A 17,022-nucleotide genomic window follows, 5' to 3' on the forward strand; every position below is an offset into this window, starting at 1 on the left:
TAGGGAAGAGCCTATGGTTTCAACTCTCCCACTATCCCATTACCCTATATTTCCATCATTGAATCGATAGGTTTACATTTTCGGAAGCTTCTTCGCATCAATCATTACGCGAGCCATCAGAATTGCAGCATCGCCGCGAAGCATATTCGCCTCTGGATTAAACACTGCACCGCGAGATGGATCGTTAGGATCGACCGGTACGCCCGCTAGCAAGCCCTTCTTCGCAATAGCCAAAACAGAAGGTCGTGCATAGTAATTAATTTTGCTTGCATCTCGGAAATACTTTTGCAGCCCATTGAGCACTTTATCCGGGTCTGTATCCAGCTTCAGATTGAGCGCTTTAGCTACCATAACCGCAGCATCCTGTCTTGTGATCTGGAGGTCACCGCCAAAGTAATTTGGTGCAACGCCTCTCACAATCCCTAAACGAGCCGCTGTTTCGATATAACGATAATCCCATGTCGCATTAACGTCGATCACAGGCGGGATGTATAAATCATCGAAGTGGAGTTGGCCTTCATAGTTCAGCTTGAACTCCATTCCTTTTACAATGATGCGTGTAAACTCACCACGTGTGATGTACTCGCCGGTTCCAAAGTAAGAGTTTGGCACGCTTGCGTTCATCACGCCTTTTGCATAGATCGTCTCAATAAAATCACGACCATAGCTGTGGTCCACGATATCTTCATAAGAATAGCTGAGCTTCGCAACGACATAATAGCCGAATTGATCAAACGGTACCGTCACGGTGTGCTTCTTCGCATCAACGACACCACCAAGGTTCTCCCATTGTCCCATTTCAGGGTTAAAGCGAAGTACGGTAATCATCTTACCTGTATCTTGAATGACACTAGGGTTATAGCTAAGTGTCAATTTACCACGCTTCGATGGAACAAGCTCTCTATCAACCGTGCGCTTATGGAAGGATTCAATCCCCTTCTCGTTGCTCGACATTTGAACAGGATTATGTCCTTCAGTGATTGGGTCATATACAGTTGGCGTCCCAATGTCATCTGCTAAACCAGGGTCCATCCAGAACACTTCGCTCATCTTCACATACTGTTTTGGGAAGGAGCTCTCGAAAATGACGCCAGCTTCTGCCATCTCATCATCATAGTTTGCTGGTACGGCTTCAAATTCAAAGCGATCTACGATTCCATCCTTCGGATTGGCGACCGCAAAGTACAGCTTATTATCCGCATAGATCTGATTGTACAGCGGATCTGCTGCGTCATAGTTTCGACGGACTAGGCTCGTCCCTTTTTCGAAGCTAAGATTTAACTTTCCTTCAAAGAGCTTATAAGAGCTGCTCATGTTTTCGATATTGACCGCGCCAGGAATGATAGTTGGTACATATTTAACATAAAGCGTGTCCTTGATCACTTCATCGCCTACTGTAATGACGATGTCGATCTTCGTTTCTTTGTTTGCCTTTAGGCCCGTTACAATTGTACGATAGGCATTCTCGTACATGATGTCATCCACATAGAATGGCTTGTACGTGGATTTTTTAACTTCCTGCTTATTGATCGTGACTTTGTCTGCCTGCTCAGATTGCAGAACCACCTCAACAAAGTTCTGATTCACAACGCGCTTCTCTGGAACCGGCTTAATGAGGTTGTACACATCAACGATGCGAATAACCTGCATTGGATACTCTGGACCCGTAATACCGCCGTTATTGGACACTTTAAAGCGCATATTAAGCGGTGTACCGTCAGCCGGCAGCTGAATATCCTCGACAACAAAGATAAAGGATTGCTTTTCTTCATCATAGTAAACCTTTAGGTTATCTACCGGATTATTTGTTCCGTTATATGGCGTGCTTGAACCCTTCCATTGGTACAAGTCATTAGCCAATGTCCATGTAATTGGCTTGGACAAATGAGGCATGCGGATTTGGAATACAAAGCTCGCAAGCTCATCAGGGCTCATCGCCGAAAGTGTAGCCTCTACAGTACCTTGATCTTGACCAAGATCAATGAAGTCAAATGTACCAAATACATTGAACTTCGTTTCAGAAGTATAGTAGATACCGCCTTTTTCCGTAATCGCAGGATCATTCGGCTCTTGCTTCGTAATATAAGGGAAAATCGGATCTTTATCTACAGCTGGAATAGAAGGCGCCCCAGAAGAGATAATCGTAAACGTCATGCTCGCTTCGTAACGCTGATTATCTGTACGGTAAACAAACTTCACGGTGTTGTCTCCACCAATTGTCAGTGCACGTGCTGCTTCATCAATAATTGCTTGATTATTCTTATCCAAGGTAAATTGGCTATTCCGTGTTCCCGGATTTAATTGAATCGGTTTGTTATTTATATAGAAGAAAACATTTTGACCCGTTCCGCTGTAAACGATGTTGCTATCGTTTGCGACATTATAAATCTCACCACTGAAATAATTGAGATCCTCAACAATCTGCTTTGCAGCCGTAAACATATCAAGGCCTGGAGTCGATTGATTGATCTTCATGCCATCATACACTTCGTTGAATTTCACATATGGTCCATACAAAAGTGTAATCGTAGCTGGGAACAAAGAAGTAGAACCATTGGCCTTCAGGTTGAGCGTAAGCTTACCTGTCTTCGGCAGCTTATTCAAGGTGTAGACGACCTTGGTCATATCCATCGTGACACCGTTAACGGTCACCTGCTCCGTCGTTGCGGCACCATCCAAAAATTTAAGCTCAGCGCCTGTCGTATTCGGTTGACCTACGATGCTGTCTAATTGAATCAAATCTTTTGCATTGTTTACACTGCCGTTTACGACCAAGAACTCGATCGCGGCTGGCAAAGAGTAAATATCTGATCCATTCAAGGTCACACCTTGCAGGTTAAGAACTTCGCCAACGGACATGCCAGGTGCATACCCTTGAAGGTAGCGAGCTTGATAGATGTAAGGCTCACTTGCGTTCTTTAATGTAAAATAGAAGGATTTCTCGCCTTGTCTAATATCAGACGGATCTGGTACAAACGGCGCAACCTTCAGTGCAAGCTCATGTCTCTTGTCATACTGAGTACCTGTCAGGTTCATGCTGAATTCGTACACCTCATAATGAGTCGTACCAAGAGAAGCATTTCGGCTAGCGGTAGCCGTAGATTCTGTACCATTATCCAGCTTGTACTTCACATCAACGGTTGCAGGCACTGTAACCGTCGAGTCTACTGGCATAATGACGCGACCCGTTACCTGCTGATTGTTCGTAACGAGTGTTGGATTTTGCGACAAGTCGATTTTGTTACCATTTGTATCCGTCATAGACACATCAAAGTACGTTACTTTTTGATTATAAAAAGCAACTTCTCTCGTCGTTTCTACCACTTGTGTGCCGTTATAGACTTTAAATGTTATGATGTTCTTTCCTAGAACGAGCTTCGTAGAGGATGAGAAGAATCTCCATCCGCCCGATTCCGTTACATTATAAGTCTTGGAGCTGCCATTCACGATCACTTGCACCTTATTGGAGTTTGGCGCAACCCCTTTAATGGTGACGTTCGCTTCTGTAGCTCCTTTTGTTGTACTTGAGTACACAACGGTTACATCATTCTCAGCAATCGGAAAGTTGTTGCCTGACAAGGAAATTTCCAAGTCATGCAAAGTCGGACCATTGCGGTACTCAACGTAGAACGTTTCTTGGATTACTGTGATCCCTTGATAGCCTGTAAATACAATACGGTTCAAGCCTGGATACAATTGAATATTGTTAACCGTAATACGGCCGTCGTTCGTATTGATATTGCTCGTAATTCCTTCGCGATAATTATCGTCAATGACCCGGTCATTGTTCGTGACGTTATAAACGCTATAGGAAATATTGCTTCCACTGACACCGTTCAGTGTCCCGGAGAAGCTTGTGACGGCATCTCGTGTAACACGAGCGCTGCCGATGCTAGTCGATTCATTATTAAAGATAAAATTACTTCCTGCCCTTGGGCTGACGCTGTCTGCATACGCTTGACCCGCAAAAGGAAGCGGCACCATGGTGACTAGCAGCACCATCACGAGCATCATTGAAATGAATTTCCTCAATTAAAAAACCTCCTTGTTCGCTAGACCAGCCAAGCCAAGCCAAGCCACACTGTGTTCCACAGCATAGTACTTACACTTTTTATCGGTTATTGGATCTGTTTAGTGAATAGTCAGTTGGAAGTTTTGCAAGAGAACCTCTATAATACAAACACACAAATAAGACCGCATTAAGATGAACATACAAAGCGCATGCAAAAAAAGCCCCTATCCTATTACCTTTGTCAGTAATAAAGATAGAGGCTTCAATTTAATTCTAATCGTAAGCTGACTAAAATCTAAAATGAATCTATTCCGAACGGGAATTCGCATTCACCTTGACACGAATGCGGTGAATCATGCTAAGCATAGGCCGCTTTGTCTTGCTGACAATGCCGATGACCTCGGCTCCAAGCTGCAAGGACACCAGCAGCACACAGATTACAACAAAGGTTACCCAAGTGGCATCATGCGACGCTGCAATAGATTGAATAACAGCAAGCATACCGAAGAATGCGGCGATACCGTAGATAATGAGAACAGTCTGACGATGACTGAATCCTAATTCACGCAGGCAATGGTGCAAATGACCCTTGTCTGGCGCAAAAATCGGCTTCTTCTGTAATGCACGACGCACGATAGCAAAGAATGTATCAGATAAAGGAACACCAATAATCAAAAGTGGTGTAATAAAGGACACAATCGCAACCTGCTTGAATCCAAGCAAGGAGATAACTGCAAGGCTAAAGCCCAAGAACAAGGAACCGGAGTCCCCCATAAAGATGCGAGCAGGATGGAAGTTAAAGAACAGGAATCCAACCACACATCCAAGTAAGATCGAGCATAAAAGAATAACAGCAGGATTGCCCATAATAACTGCCATGACCAGCAATGTCGCAATCGAGATACCCGATACGCCAGCTGCCAGACCATCCAATCCGTCAATCAAATTGATGGCGTTAGTGACACCCACAATCCAGAAGATCGTAACAGGGATCGCAATCCAAGCATCAAAGTTCACATATTGATCGCCAAACGGTACATTGATGAAATCCACCTTAAGTCCGAACCCGAATACAACGACACAAGCTGCGATAATTTGACCGACTAGCTTCACTTTTGCGGAGAGCTCAAAACGATCGTCAAGCGCACCGATCAGCACAATGATGGTTCCGCCTGCCAGCAGCGATTTCACAAGACTCGCACTGCGTGTTGATCCAAACAAGGTGTCAGGTGCAACAAGCATGAACCCGAGCAAGGTCAGCACAAACGCTGCATAAATCGCAAGACCACCCATTCTCGGCATAATCCGAGTATGAACTTTACGGGCGTTAGGTACGTCAACAGCCCCCACCTTAACAGCAAACTTCTTTACCAAAGGCGTAAGACCGGTGGCTAATAGCAGTGATAACACTCCACCGAGTATATATATGAGTATCATTGGATTCAATCTACCTCCATTTGAGTTCACCGGAATGAATTATACTCCGTTCAAAATGGAACTTCCAACTCCATTCTCCGCTAAAAACTTACGATAATGTAAGATAACACGAGCTAATCCTTCGATTTTGTCACCTTATCTTTGTCTCGCATGACTTTCCATGCAAATTTCGGTAAAGCCAGCATGCGAATGAATCGCTTTGGTTCCTTAACTAAACGATAAAACCATTCCATGCGCAAATTTTGAACCCATTTCGGAGCTCGCTTTGTTCGTCCACTGATGACATCGAAGCTTCCGCCAACCCCCATCATGACCGTACTATTCAACTGGTGACGGTACTTTGCAATCCAAGGCTCTTGTGTATCAGCTCCACGTGCCACAAACAAAATGTCAGGATTAGCAGCTGCAATCTGAGCCACTACCTCTGCATCCTCATTCGGGCCAAAATATCCATCTCGGCAGCCAACAAACTCTACGCCAGGATACTGTTGTTGTAACCGCTCATAAGCAGCCTGAATCACCTCAGGAGAGGATCCCACCATATAAACACGGTAAGTATGCTTCTGTCCAATCTCCATGAGCTCGTGCAATAAGTCAAATCCTGTTACACGCTCTTTGAGCGGCTGACCTCCAACATTTGCAGCCCACACCACACCGCTACCGTCAGGAACAATAAGGTCAGCCTGCTTCATCATTTGCATGTAGTTAGTATTCTCTAAAGCGGCCATTACCATGATTGGATTCGCTGTGATAACATGAGTTTCCTGCCTTTTCTCGATAACATCCGCTAGCCATTGAACCGTTTCCTTCATTGTCATATTGGAAAAAGGGATGCCGTAAATGGGTACCGTTGGTATGCTATTGGACTGTTTCATTCTGTTCACCCTTGATTTTATTCAAAATATTAGACATCCTCACGCTTAACGACCAAGCAATCGGATGACTTCCGCAGCAGGACGCTCAGCTTCTTCTATAAGACGATCGATAGCTGCTTTATGTTTCTCACGCCAGCCGTCCAAATCATCTAATGTGCGAAGCACTGCTTGAGCAGCTTGCTCCGCATGCAGCTCCTTCGTAGAGCCTATCGCTTGATCGCCAAGGCGATTCAAAAACTGATCGATCTTCGGATCGTACGAGATTCCAAGCACCGGCACGCGCTGAGATGCAGCATAGATTAAGGAATGCAGGCGCATGCCGATCAAGAGCTGACAGCGCCCAACCTCTGCTAGCATGTCAAGCGGATGAGCATAGGCAGGGCTGATGCTCATAGCCGAACCGGAAGCCTTCACATTGCCAAGCTTCTTCATCAGCAATGTGGACGCTTCTTCATCTGCACCGCCATGGAAAGGCAGGAAGCGCAGATGCACCTGCTTCTTCTCCATAACCTTCTGCAGCATGCTGGCGATCTGCTCGAGATCGCTGCGGTCCTCATTCCAATAACGAACGGACACCCCAACATAAGGAAGACCACGTTCGTCCTCATTGGCTTGAAGCTTTCGTTCTTCAGGAAGGCGAAGGCCCATGACGGGGTCCGGCACGACCTGAACAAGGTCCTGAGCCAACCCCATTTTTCCTAACAAGGCTTTGGATTCCGCATCACGTACAGATATATAGGAAGACTTCTGGAATGCATTTCGAATCATCGGGAAAAACATTTCCTTTTGCACAGGACCTACGCCTTGAGCATAAATATAGGTTGGCTTCCCGAGCCATTGAGCCAGTTTCAATATTCCAACATAGTAAGGAATCGTCTTAGAGCTGGTGGCGTCTTGCAAAAGACTGCCACCCCCGCTAATCAATCCATTTATGGAACGCAATGTTTGAAAAATGTCTGCCGGCTTCATGCGATGAACGGCTCGAACGCCATAAAGCTTCGTCGTGGTTTCTGGGTCTCCAGAGAGAACAATTGGCTCAATAGGCACTCCCTGTTCCTTCGATGCACGCTCTAATGCCGTAAGAATAGAAACCAACACCGCTTCATCCCCACTGTTATTAAAGCCATAGTAGCCAGACAGCGCTATAGTCCTAACTTCAGACGCCAAGATTCCCAACACCTTTCGATGACAGTCCATACCAGAATTCCGATGATACCAATAATCAACCCAAGACCCATGCCAAGAACGGTACGGATCAAAGAAATAAGTACTGGCGTATGAAGATGGGTAAAGGTATTAACCATAGACATCTGTCCCACTGCTGCAATCATAAATACGAACTGCCCCCAACGATAACGCAGTGCAATAAATGCACCGACGAGGAAGATCGGATGGGCAAGCAAGAACTCTTTGTTCCTTGGCCGCACGCCGAACGTATTCTCAAGCAAAGAACGGAATGTCAGCTCAATCGAGCTCACTGTCCCCGCATTGCCCGAACGGGACAAATAGTAATACCCTGCACCAGCTACAACCACAAATGCAACGACCCACAACAGGGTAAGCGGCATAGAAAGCCATCTTTTTGCTTCTTTAAATACCGATTCCCCTCTGTACAAGAACACATAAAGTGCAGTCAATCCAACTGGGGCAACAAACAACAAGCTGATGCCGCGGAACTGTTCCAGTACGAGGCTGTACGTAATATTATTCAGTAGAGCAATGACATAAGGAACAGCAATAAGCGACAGAATGGATGTGCGCAAGAACAATGCAACAGAACGTCCAAACCGCGGTCCGAAGGAAAGATCAATCGAGCTCATATCGATCCGTCGAACGGCAAGCACCATCGCAATGGTTGGCGCACTTATCGCCACACCGAGCGCAAGCCCTTGTTCCAGCAGATTGGAGTGAAGGACAAACAAGCCGCCAGCTCCAACAAGACCTATGACAAAGACAAGAAGCATCACATAAGGCACAAAATAAGAAATCATGAGCGCAATCAAGGCGACGCCGCCGACAACAGCTGCGGCCTTCGCATAACGCTGCCAGCTTGAATCGACAACTTCAAATGGCTTTGCTTGTCCGAAAGTAAAGCCGTCATGCTGAATTTTCGCTTTTGCATCCCCTGGCTCGCCTAGGGACTTCACGATATTTTCAACGGAATCCACGATTTCCGACTTCGTCGTGTCTTTCTTCACAATCGCGTTCAGATAGAACATACGGATATTGCGGTCCTTAACGGCGAGGGAGAGTCGATCACCCAGCACCTTAGGATCGTTGAATGATTCTTGTTCCGAGATCGAGTGAATGCGAACCACATTATAATGGGTCAAATAAGCAAGCTTTGAGAAACCCTTTTGCGGAGCTTTCAAGCCTTCAATCGCAGCAATGCCAATGCCATGCTTGTTCAGCGTTTCTGCAAAATGAGTCAAGCTAAATTTCAAATCATCATTAAAGCCTTTAACGGCATCTCCGTCAAATAGAAGGCGGGTAACCCCGTTCTTTTCATACATGGACAACAGCGCTTCAACTTGATCCGGATCATACGGCATCGAATCTGATAAGCGCGGAACAATATTAAAGCCTTGATCACGAAGCAGCTTCATGGCAATTGGATCTTGAGGCATCGATTTCATAATTGCACTTTCATAAGGCGTCTCGATAATGAGTCCGTTTTTGCCATCAAAGCTCCACAGCTTTACTTGGATGCCTAGATTCAGAAAAGTCTCTTCAATGATCGGTTGAAGTTCGCGTTCTTCTTCAGGGCCTGCAAACAGCAAATAGGTGAAATTCTCGTTCAAATTTGACGGCTTGCCTTGAAGAAGTGCAGCTTCGTTCGAATTATACAGCCAAATGCGCTTTGCTGACTTGAACTCCTGAAGCGAGCTCTCAAACATCGCCATCGACTGTATCCCTGCATCTTTTAATACGCCAAGCTGATCCTTAATATATTGACTCGGATTCGGTTGATATACGGACATATCGACAAGATCACGATAATCAAAAACAAGTTCAACTTGCTTCGCTGTTTGTTCTGTCTGCACTCGCTGTACGACAACAGCAAGTGAAGCCACCAAACCGACGATAACGATAAGCCATAACCAGAGCTTCGCTCGTCGATTTATGGTTTCCAAAGTTTGAAACACGGTTGTCCCTCCTCAAAGACAACCTCACCCCGCACTCATCCTGCATGCATCAGAATGAGTGCGCTAGTGAGGCAGCACCTCTTACCCTTTTTCTGATAAAGGCTGCATTTCTTAATAGAATGTCCAAATGTTAACGAATCATCAATTATTCAGGCTTCGATAGCGCGAACATAATCTCCGCCTCAGCAACGACACGATCGCCAACTTTGGCTGTAGCTTGTCCTTTACCGATGGAGCCCTTCAGGCGAATAATGTTTACTTCAAGCGTCAGTGTATCTCCTGGGAATACTTGTCCTCGGAAACGCGCATTATCGATGCCCGCCAAGAAGCCAATACGTCCTTTGTTCTCTTCCTTCATCAAGATGGAGCATGCTCCTACCTGTGCGAGCGCCTCCATGATCAATACCCCAGGCATGACCGGATAGTCTGGGAAATGTCCTTGGAAGAAAGGTTCATTGATCGTTACGTTCTTGATGCCAACCGCACGCTCTCCTTCAACGACCTCTATAATGCGGTCCACAAGCAGAAATGGGTAGCGGTGAGGAATAATCTCTTTAATTTGCTGCGTATTCAATTCCATGTTCATTCTCCCTTCATGAATAAAAAGTCGTCAATCATGGCGACACTAAGAACATCCTTCATCGACTGCAGGCGAGAAGGTTAAGATAAGGAGCTTACCTAAAGGCATCTGTGATGCTCTTAGGCAAGCTCTTTTTTGCTAACGAGTGGTTCTCCATTAGAGAACGCTGCAAAAAGGACTATGTATGGTCTTGCTGCTCTAGCGCTTGCCGCTGATTGACTTGAATAATCTGATGGGTATACTGCACAAGCGTAAGAAATGAAAAACCAATGACAAACCATAGAAATGGAACCGCATAATCCCATCCAAAATAAAGACTTACAACAGCGACATAATACATGACGGTTGTTGCCTTTCCCATCCAGTTTGCAGGAACAGTCTTCTTGCCTCTGCTATGAAACCAAAGGGCGCCTAAGATCAAGCCTGCATCGCGTACGAACATGACCAACGCACAGGAAAACGGCAGGTCTCCTGCAAAGAACAACGATAGAATGACCGTCATCATCATCAATTTGTCAGCTAACGGATCCAGCATCATTCCTACTTCAGTTACCTGATTCCATTTGCGGGCAAGATAACCATCTAGAATATCGGTCACTCCAGCCAGCATCCAGACCACGAAGGCCACATCACGTTTCTCCGCCACGAAGAAAGCTACAAATACGGGGATCAGAAAAAAACGCACTGCCGTCAGACGATTCGGGATACTCACCCCTATACCTCCAGTACCCGCAAAAGTTCACGTATATAGATCAAGGAATGTCGAAGTTTGACCTCCAACCTATTATACATGCCTGCCTCCAAAAATTAAACTGCATCACAGTGGCTTCGGTATAAACCCTCTATTTATTGTATAAATACAAAAACACTCCAATACCTCATTCGTATAGGATCATACGAATTTGACATTGGAGTGCTGTTTTTTTCTATGTGCAGAAAAACCTTGATTACGTTAGTTACTTCGTCTAATCAGCATGAACGGAATTATTCGAAGACCAGCTTCACCACATGCGTCCATGTGCTGAAGTCAAGCGCTTCAGACAAAGGCGCTTTGCCTAGCAGGACAAAGCCCGCAACCATGCCGCCGTACAAAAACAACAGCATTAACAATGGGATGCCTACGAGTCGGAACACCCATTTTCCCGTGTTGGACGGCTTGCCTGTCTTCGACTTATCTTCGCCAGTTGGGCTCTTCTTATGATCTGTCGATCCCTCAGCACGCTTGGTCTCTACACGACTAAGGCTCCTTTTTGGTCTTGCCGGCTGATTCTGTTCATTATCATTCACTAACCATCACCTACTTCGCTTAGCCCCTTATGCTATTAGCCAGCCCCCACATCTGATCCGCAGAGGATAGCGCACGAGAAGCCATCTGATAGGCACGCTGAGCTTGGATCAAGTCGCTCATCTCGTCTATTAAAGAGACATTGGATGTCTCAAGCGCACCTTGATGAACCTTCAATGGCACAATACCATCTGCCACAGGCTGCGTCAAGTCCCAGCGCAATAGTACGCTTGCAGGATCAATGCCTTCAGGGATGATGTACTTGTTGTCAGCCACCTGCTCTAACAGTTCTGGGCGCTTTGGAAAGAGAAGGCTAAGGGCTCCGAGTTCGTTTTGCTCACCGGTTGTTGGGTTCACTTCAAATACACGGCCCTGCTCGTCCACCTTCATCTGGAAGCCATCCTGTACCCGAATCCGGAACTCCACTTCATTTCCGTCTTTAAGGCCTCTTACTACGTCGCCATCTTTTGTCGTCAGCAAGCCCACACCTCCTTCTTGAGGCGTCATTTGGAAGTTCCCCTCCCGGACATAAGCTAGGCCGTCAGGCGTGTTGATTTCAAATAATCCGTCACCAATAAGCGCAAAGTCCGTTGGGACATTTGTAATATTCACTTCTCCCATGGAGTAGTCTCTCATGACTCCTGTCATGCGGGAACCGTAAGCATTCGTAAAGCCAAGCGGCGTAGCACGCCCTGGCTGCTCAAAATTTTGATGCTGCTGTGTAACATTCGTTAATACATCAGCAAAGGAAGCCGTCTTCCGCTTATAACCGTACGTGTCCACATTCGCGACGTTGTCGGAGATGACATCGATCTTGCGCTGTATTCCGCTCATGGATACCGATGCGGCAATTATGGATTGATTCATCTGTTATTCCTCCTTGGCTGGAAAACGAATCACACCGCTTATACGCGGCCGATCTCGTTCACCGTCTTCTCCAACGTCTTATCGTAATATTGGATCACGCGCTGATTCGCTTCATAGGCTCGGAAGGCCATGTTGAGCTCCACCATAGACTGTGTCGGATCTACATTAGAGCGTTCTAAGTATCCCTGTTCAACTCGGGCATCCTGAGCTAGTGCGGCTGCAGGCTGAGCTGCTCCTTCATCCAATCGAAATTGTCCGTTGCCTGTCTTTAGCAGGTCATTCGGGTTATCGATACGGCTGATCAATAAAGCTTGTCCCAACGGCTGTCCCGTAATTCGACTATTCAACCGCCCTTGTCCATCCACATAAATATCAGACATCGCCAGATCGTCAGGGATGACAATCGGCTGATTGTTCGTACCAAGTACCAATGCCCCATCTGCTGTGATTAATTGACTGTTCACATTCAGCTGAAAGTGCCCATCGCGTGTATAACGAGTTTCATCACCTGCTCGCACGGTAAAGAATGCCTCCGGCTTATAAGTGATATTGCCCTGTTCGTCCACGGACTTGCCGGAAGCATCAAAGGTAACACCTGGGACCTGAATATCCGACACCAACGCGAAATCGCTCATCATGTTGGTCTGCATCAAGTCGCCCTGTGCAAATATCATTCGTGCTTCTTCGCCGAATACACCCGTATGCAGCTTCCCAACCGTACTTCCCGAGGCCTCATCATTTCCCATTAGCTTGATCATCATCTCTGGAAATGCGCGCTGTACGCTGTTCACCGACTTATAACCGGTTGTATTCATATTCGCAATATTATTGGTCACCGTATCATGACGGCGCTGCTGCGTCATCATTCCCGAAGCGGCTGTATATAATCCTCTTAACATGGGTGCATCCTCCCGTATATCCGAAAAAAGTTAGCTTATTATCTTTTATCGGTTTATACGAACTTTTTCTTAATGACCTTATCCAAATTATCGAGCATAATGCCTGTCCCTTTTACAACACAATGCATAGGGTCCTCCGCAATAAGCACTGGAACCTTCAGTTCTTCGGCCATCAGTTCATCGAGGCCATCCATCATGGCTCCGCCGCCTGTGAGAATAACACCGCGATCAATAATGTCCGCTGAGAGCTCAGGCGGTGTACGCTCTAATACATTTTTCGCAGCGGCTACAATAGAGGATACTGGATCCCATAATGCTTCTCGAACCTCGCTGCTTGTGATCGTAATCGTATATGGAAGCCCAGATACCATATCGCGGCCGCGAATATCCATCTCCCGTTGTCCGCTGGAATCCGGGCGAACCGTACCTATGTTAATCTTGATATCTTCGGAAGTGCGTTCCCCGATCAAGAGCTTGTACTTCGATTTAATATATTTCATAATGGCCGAATCAAATTTGTCCCCTGCAACTTTAATGGAGGTTGCCGTAACGATATCACCCATGGACAGCACTGCAACATCCGTCGTACCTCCGCCGATATCGACGACCATGTTGCCGCTTGGTTGAAAAATATCCATACCAGCGCCAATAGCGGCTGCTTTAGGCTCTTCCTCAAGGAAGACTTCCTTCGCGCCGCTGCGTTCTGCTGCCTCTCGAATCGCCTTCTGCTCTACAGATGTAATGTTAGTCGGGGCGCAAATAAGAATACGCGGGTGAGAATACCATTTGCGGCCGCCGACACTTGAAATAAAATACTTTAACATTGCTTCAGTAATTTCAAAATCTGCGATAACGCCATCTTTCAAGGGACGAATTGGAACAATATTTCCAGGGGTACGTCCTACCATCTTCCGCGCATCTTCGCCTACGGCTAATACACGCTTCGAATCGCTTTCGATTGCGACTACAGACGGTTCATCCAGGACTACCCCCTTCCCTTTTACATGGATGAGAACATTCGCCGTTCCCAAGTCAATTCCGATATCCTTGCTAAACATAGGTTCGAGAGCCTCCATAATCCTTATTTCGACTAAAATGCGATGAATTCCGACCATTTCCTGCAAAAAAGTCACTCGTCAATAAACATAGCATAGAACGAGCTCTCGGTTCAATGATTTTGAGAACGTATACGACTTTTCGGAACGAAGAGTTTTTTCCATGTCCTTCCTGTGTAATTATTGCTACGATTTACCCGCAGTCAGCACTTCCCTCTTTTTGCCGCTCGACTTCTTATACTTGATTTTTGTAGCTTCGCCACCTCTCAAATGACGCACAGATTTATGATATTCGAGAATGTGCTTCACTTGATCTGCGAGATCCGGGTTGATCTCCGGAAGACGCTCAGTCAAATCCTTATGCACGGTGCTCTTGGACACGCCAAACTCTTTTGCGATGGTGCGTACCGTGTGCTTCGTCTCCACGATGCAGCGGCCGATCTTAATGGTTCGTTCCTTGATGTAATCGTGCACGTTCCCGCCTCCCTGCTCGGTTTAGTTTGGTACATTATATGAGTGGTCTTCACACTTATGCTTTGTGACCAAGCCTGACAAGCATTAGGAAAGCGATTATTTTCAAAACGAGCTGTTTTTTCAAGGATTCTCGGACATAAAAAAAAGCGGAGGTATTTCCTCCGCTAAAGGCTAATGAAATCTTTTTTAGTTCTTGGACAAGTAGCCCGTTGGGTTAACAAGCTGATTGTTCTCATACAACTCGAAGTGAACATGTACGTCCAGATCCTTCTCCATCTCACTGCGACCCGCTGTTGCGATCTTCTCGCCTTTCTTTACGGAATCGCCTTTTTTCACCTGTACTTCAGCAACGCTTTGGTAGATTGTCTTCATCCCGTTTGGATGTTCGATCTCCACAACGCTTCCCATGATTGGATGCTGCTCCGCACGAGTAACCGTACCCGTCATAGCCGCAAGTACATCGAATGCTTGCTTGTCTTCACGTGCAATGTCGATGCCTGTATTCGGCGAGAAGGTTTGATTGTATTCTACCGTTGCGGCAATTCGCTCCTCTTCAGAAGCCTTGTCGTCATAGAAGCCCTTCACAACACTTACTGCCTGCGCATCTTCAACTGGCCATCCCAAAGATTCGTTGTTTGCAACCATTTCTTCTGCCTGCTCTTCCGTCTCTTTCGTTACTCCTGTGGTAGATTCGGATACCGTCTCATTTGTAGCAGTAGTAGACGTTTGTTTGTCAAGCTGCGAGCCCTGATAGACCCATACTAATGTCAGAATGATAGCTGCTGCAGCAATATACACAGTAGGGAATACCCACTTCTTCGCGAGCAGCTTTCTCCATCCCGAAGTTTGAACCGCTTGAGCCCCTGATAGTTTTTGAGCTTCTGGCGCGTTCGTGCTATTCGTAGATGATGATGTCGTAGATTTGTTGTTTTTTGAGTTTTGATTTTGTTCACTCATTTGTGATCACCTCAGTAACCATTGTTACCGAGCCTCTCACTTTTATACGCACCATTTTACTAATTTTTGAGAATGCGAGTTTTCCTTCTTCGTTGGCTACCTATCAACAGAATAGGTTGTAAGTTTAACTCCTTGATAGTAATGCGTAATAATGCTCTTTGCTTCGGCCCCCTCAAGCGCCATGCCTTGAGCTCCATACTGGCTCATTCCTACTCCATGACCATACCCATAGGTTGTCAGTTCTATCATTCCATTCTTTGATTTCCATTCTACATCGGATGAGCGAAGTCCTAGTTTTTCGCGAAATTCACGTCCAGTAAAAGCATAGCTGCCAATCTTCAATTCTCCGATTCGTTTTCCTGCAGTCCGGTCGATCACCTTCATGTCAACCAAGGACGGTGATGTACTTGATTTCGAATGATTGGAACCAGCGCCAAATGCAGGAACGGCTTGTACCGGAATGCTCAGCTTTGTCAAAAAGTCGTCTGGGCTCATCTCGGTAACTGACTTGTAACGCGGCGATATCATCGCATCCCATGGGCTTTCTACGCTTTTGAGATAGGGAACCGGGTTATTCCAATAATCCTCTGCATTCTCCGTATACCCATTGCTCGTTGAGAAGAACAAAGCCTCAATAGGCTTGTCCTTATAGGTAATGATTTGACCCGAAGTCTCATTGACTGCACGATTAAGCTTTTTGATCGATTCTGCATCTTTTTTAGACAGCTCTTCTAAGGACAAGTAGGCTTGGTATGATATCGTATCATTCACATCGGCACCTTTTTCCGCTTTACCGGCAAGCCCCTGCTCCATTCTTCTAACGATATACGTGCGAGAAGCGATCGCCTGCGCTTTAAGAGCTTCAAGCTCAAATTCAATAGGCATCTCTGCGGCAACAACCCCTCGTACATACTGTTCCAGCGGAACCTTCTCTATCTTGTCTGCGCCGCTAAGAAAAACTCGAATATAAGGCTCTGTTGCTGCTGGATGCTCATAGATCTTCCCATCTATTACGGAGCCAGACTGTCTAGCGCTTGATTCCGATAATTGGCCAGATGCTGAACGGCTATCTTGAACAGGGTTGCCCTTGGCAACGAGCAGCAGCGGCAGCAGCAAGGCGAGCATCATAAGACTCACAGTCCATAATACTCCTCGCACGAGCCCCTTTTCCTTTGGAGATCGTTTTCGCCACTTCCATCGAATAGGAAGCAATCGCCTTACTCTTCGTGTCGATTCTGGCAGCATCATGTTCCCTCCCATCTCTAGCCCTAACATATGATTCTCTTTCTTCCAATAATCCTAAATAATCATTAAGGTTTCGTTGCCGTATTGGCATTCTTTCAGATGGAGCCTGATATCTATTCTTTCTCTTCTTGATCTTAATTTATGCAAGATTAAGAGATATAGAACGAGGAAAGGCGTCCTTCGACAACGA

The 17,022-nt window shown here is 46.1% G+C and carries 14 protein-coding genes; all 14 read right to left on the reverse strand.

Annotation, left to right across the window (positions count from 1 at the left end):
- Positions 1-72 precede the first annotated feature (72 nt).
- The 14 genes from I2H74_RS09220 to spoIID all read right to left on the reverse strand — a co-directional run bounded on the left by I2H74_RS09220 (position 73) and on the right by spoIID (position 16,835).
- Complete coding sequence (locus I2H74_RS09220; protein WP_195573648.1) at positions 73-4,032, reverse strand: S-layer homology domain-containing protein; 3,960 nt, start codon at positions 4,030-4,032, stop codon at positions 73-75.
- A gap of 286 nt (positions 4,033-4,318) precedes the next feature.
- Positions 4,319-5,449 carry an MraY family glycosyltransferase gene (locus I2H74_RS09225; RefSeq protein WP_195573650.1) on the reverse strand — a complete coding sequence of 377 codons (1,131 nt, stop codon included), beginning with the start codon at positions 5,447-5,449 and terminating at the stop codon, positions 4,319-4,321.
- Between the two features lie 113 nt (positions 5,450-5,562).
- Positions 5,563-6,324, reverse strand: a complete 762-nt coding sequence (locus tag I2H74_RS09230) for a WecB/TagA/CpsF family glycosyltransferase (RefSeq protein WP_195574046.1) — start codon at positions 6,322-6,324, stop codon at positions 5,563-5,565.
- A gap of 45 nt (positions 6,325-6,369) precedes the next feature.
- Positions 6,370-7,491 (reverse strand): polysaccharide pyruvyl transferase CsaB, encoded by a 1,122-nt coding sequence (gene csaB / locus I2H74_RS09235; RefSeq protein WP_195573652.1) that lies wholly within the window; start codon positions 7,489-7,491, stop codon positions 6,370-6,372.
- Positions 7,467-9,470 (reverse strand): DUF5693 family protein, encoded by a 2,004-nt coding sequence (locus I2H74_RS09240; protein WP_195573654.1) that lies wholly within the window; start codon positions 9,468-9,470, stop codon positions 7,467-7,469. The genes csaB and I2H74_RS09240 overlap by 25 nt, the downstream gene beginning before the upstream one ends.
- Before the next feature lie 145 nt (positions 9,471-9,615).
- Positions 9,616-10,050 carry a 3-hydroxyacyl-ACP dehydratase FabZ gene (fabZ, locus tag I2H74_RS09245; protein ID WP_195573656.1) on the reverse strand — a complete coding sequence of 145 codons (435 nt, stop codon included), beginning with the start codon at positions 10,048-10,050 and terminating at the stop codon, positions 9,616-9,618.
- Between the two features lie 178 nt (positions 10,051-10,228).
- The gene (pgsA, locus tag I2H74_RS09250) at positions 10,229-10,762 is read right to left on the reverse strand and encodes a CDP-diacylglycerol--glycerol-3-phosphate 3-phosphatidyltransferase (RefSeq protein ID WP_195573658.1); all 534 of its coding nucleotides are present in this window, start codon (positions 10,760-10,762) and stop codon (positions 10,229-10,231) included.
- Between the two features lie 272 nt (positions 10,763-11,034).
- Positions 11,035-11,337 (reverse strand): DNA-directed RNA polymerase subunit beta, encoded by a 303-nt coding sequence (locus tag I2H74_RS25130; protein WP_324254037.1) that lies wholly within the window; start codon positions 11,335-11,337, stop codon positions 11,035-11,037.
- 19 nt (positions 11,338-11,356) lie between these two features.
- The gene (locus I2H74_RS09260; RefSeq protein WP_195573660.1) at positions 11,357-12,202 is read right to left on the reverse strand and encodes a flagellar hook-basal body protein; all 846 of its coding nucleotides are present in this window, start codon (positions 12,200-12,202) and stop codon (positions 11,357-11,359) included.
- 38 nt (positions 12,203-12,240) lie between these two features.
- Positions 12,241-13,101 carry a flagellar hook-basal body protein gene (locus I2H74_RS09265; RefSeq protein ID WP_195573662.1) on the reverse strand — a complete coding sequence of 287 codons (861 nt, stop codon included), beginning with the start codon at positions 13,099-13,101 and terminating at the stop codon, positions 12,241-12,243.
- A gap of 53 nt (positions 13,102-13,154) precedes the next feature.
- Positions 13,155-14,159 (reverse strand): rod shape-determining protein, encoded by a 1,005-nt coding sequence (locus tag I2H74_RS09270; protein WP_195573664.1) that lies wholly within the window; start codon positions 14,157-14,159, stop codon positions 13,155-13,157.
- A gap of 183 nt (positions 14,160-14,342) precedes the next feature.
- Positions 14,343-14,630 (reverse strand): sporulation transcriptional regulator SpoIIID, encoded by a 288-nt coding sequence (gene spoIIID, locus I2H74_RS09275; protein WP_195573666.1) that lies wholly within the window; start codon positions 14,628-14,630, stop codon positions 14,343-14,345.
- Positions 14,631-14,816: 186 nt separating this feature from the next.
- Complete coding sequence (locus I2H74_RS09280; protein WP_195573668.1) at positions 14,817-15,587, reverse strand: M23 family metallopeptidase; 771 nt, start codon at positions 15,585-15,587, stop codon at positions 14,817-14,819.
- 96 nt (positions 15,588-15,683) lie between these two features.
- Entirely contained in the window at positions 15,684-16,835 is a 1,152-nt protein-coding gene (gene spoIID / locus I2H74_RS09285; protein WP_229106534.1) for a stage II sporulation protein D, read from the reverse strand.
- Positions 16,836-17,022: the final 187 nt, after the last annotated feature.

Source organism: Paenibacillus sp. 1001270B_150601_E10 (assembly GCF_015558675.1).
In the GTDB taxonomy this organism is placed as follows: domain Bacteria; phylum Bacillota; class Bacilli; order Paenibacillales; family Paenibacillaceae; genus Paenibacillus_B.

What these genes read in the sequence shown, in the direction of transcription:
- I2H74_RS09225 (WP_195573650.1), bottom strand. Translation starts at nt 5,449, where the DNA reads ATGATACTCATATATATACTCGGTGGAGTGTTATCACTGCTATTAGCC.
- I2H74_RS09230 (WP_195574046.1), bottom strand. Translation starts at nt 6,324, where the DNA reads ATGAAACAGTCCAATAGCATACCAACGGTACCCATTTACGGCATCCCT.
- fabZ (WP_195573656.1), bottom strand. Translation starts at nt 10,050, where the DNA reads ATGGAATTGAATACGCAGCAAATTAAAGAGATTATTCCTCACCGCTAC.
- I2H74_RS09260 (WP_195573660.1), bottom strand. Translation starts at nt 12,202, where the DNA reads ATGAATCAATCCATAATTGCCGCATCGGTATCCATGAGCGGAATACAG.
- I2H74_RS09265 (WP_195573662.1), bottom strand. Translation starts at nt 13,101, where the DNA reads ATGTTAAGAGGATTATATACAGCCGCTTCGGGAATGATGACGCAGCAG.
- I2H74_RS09270 (WP_195573664.1), bottom strand. Translation starts at nt 14,159, where the DNA reads ATGTTTAGCAAGGATATCGGAATTGACTTGGGAACGGCGAATGTTCTC.
- I2H74_RS09280 (WP_195573668.1), bottom strand. Translation starts at nt 15,587, where the DNA reads ATGAGTGAACAAAATCAAAACTCAAAAAACAACAAATCTACGACATCA.
- spoIID (WP_229106534.1), bottom strand. Translation starts at nt 16,835, where the DNA reads ATGATGCTGCCAGAATCGACACGAAGAGTAAGGCGATTGCTTCCTATT.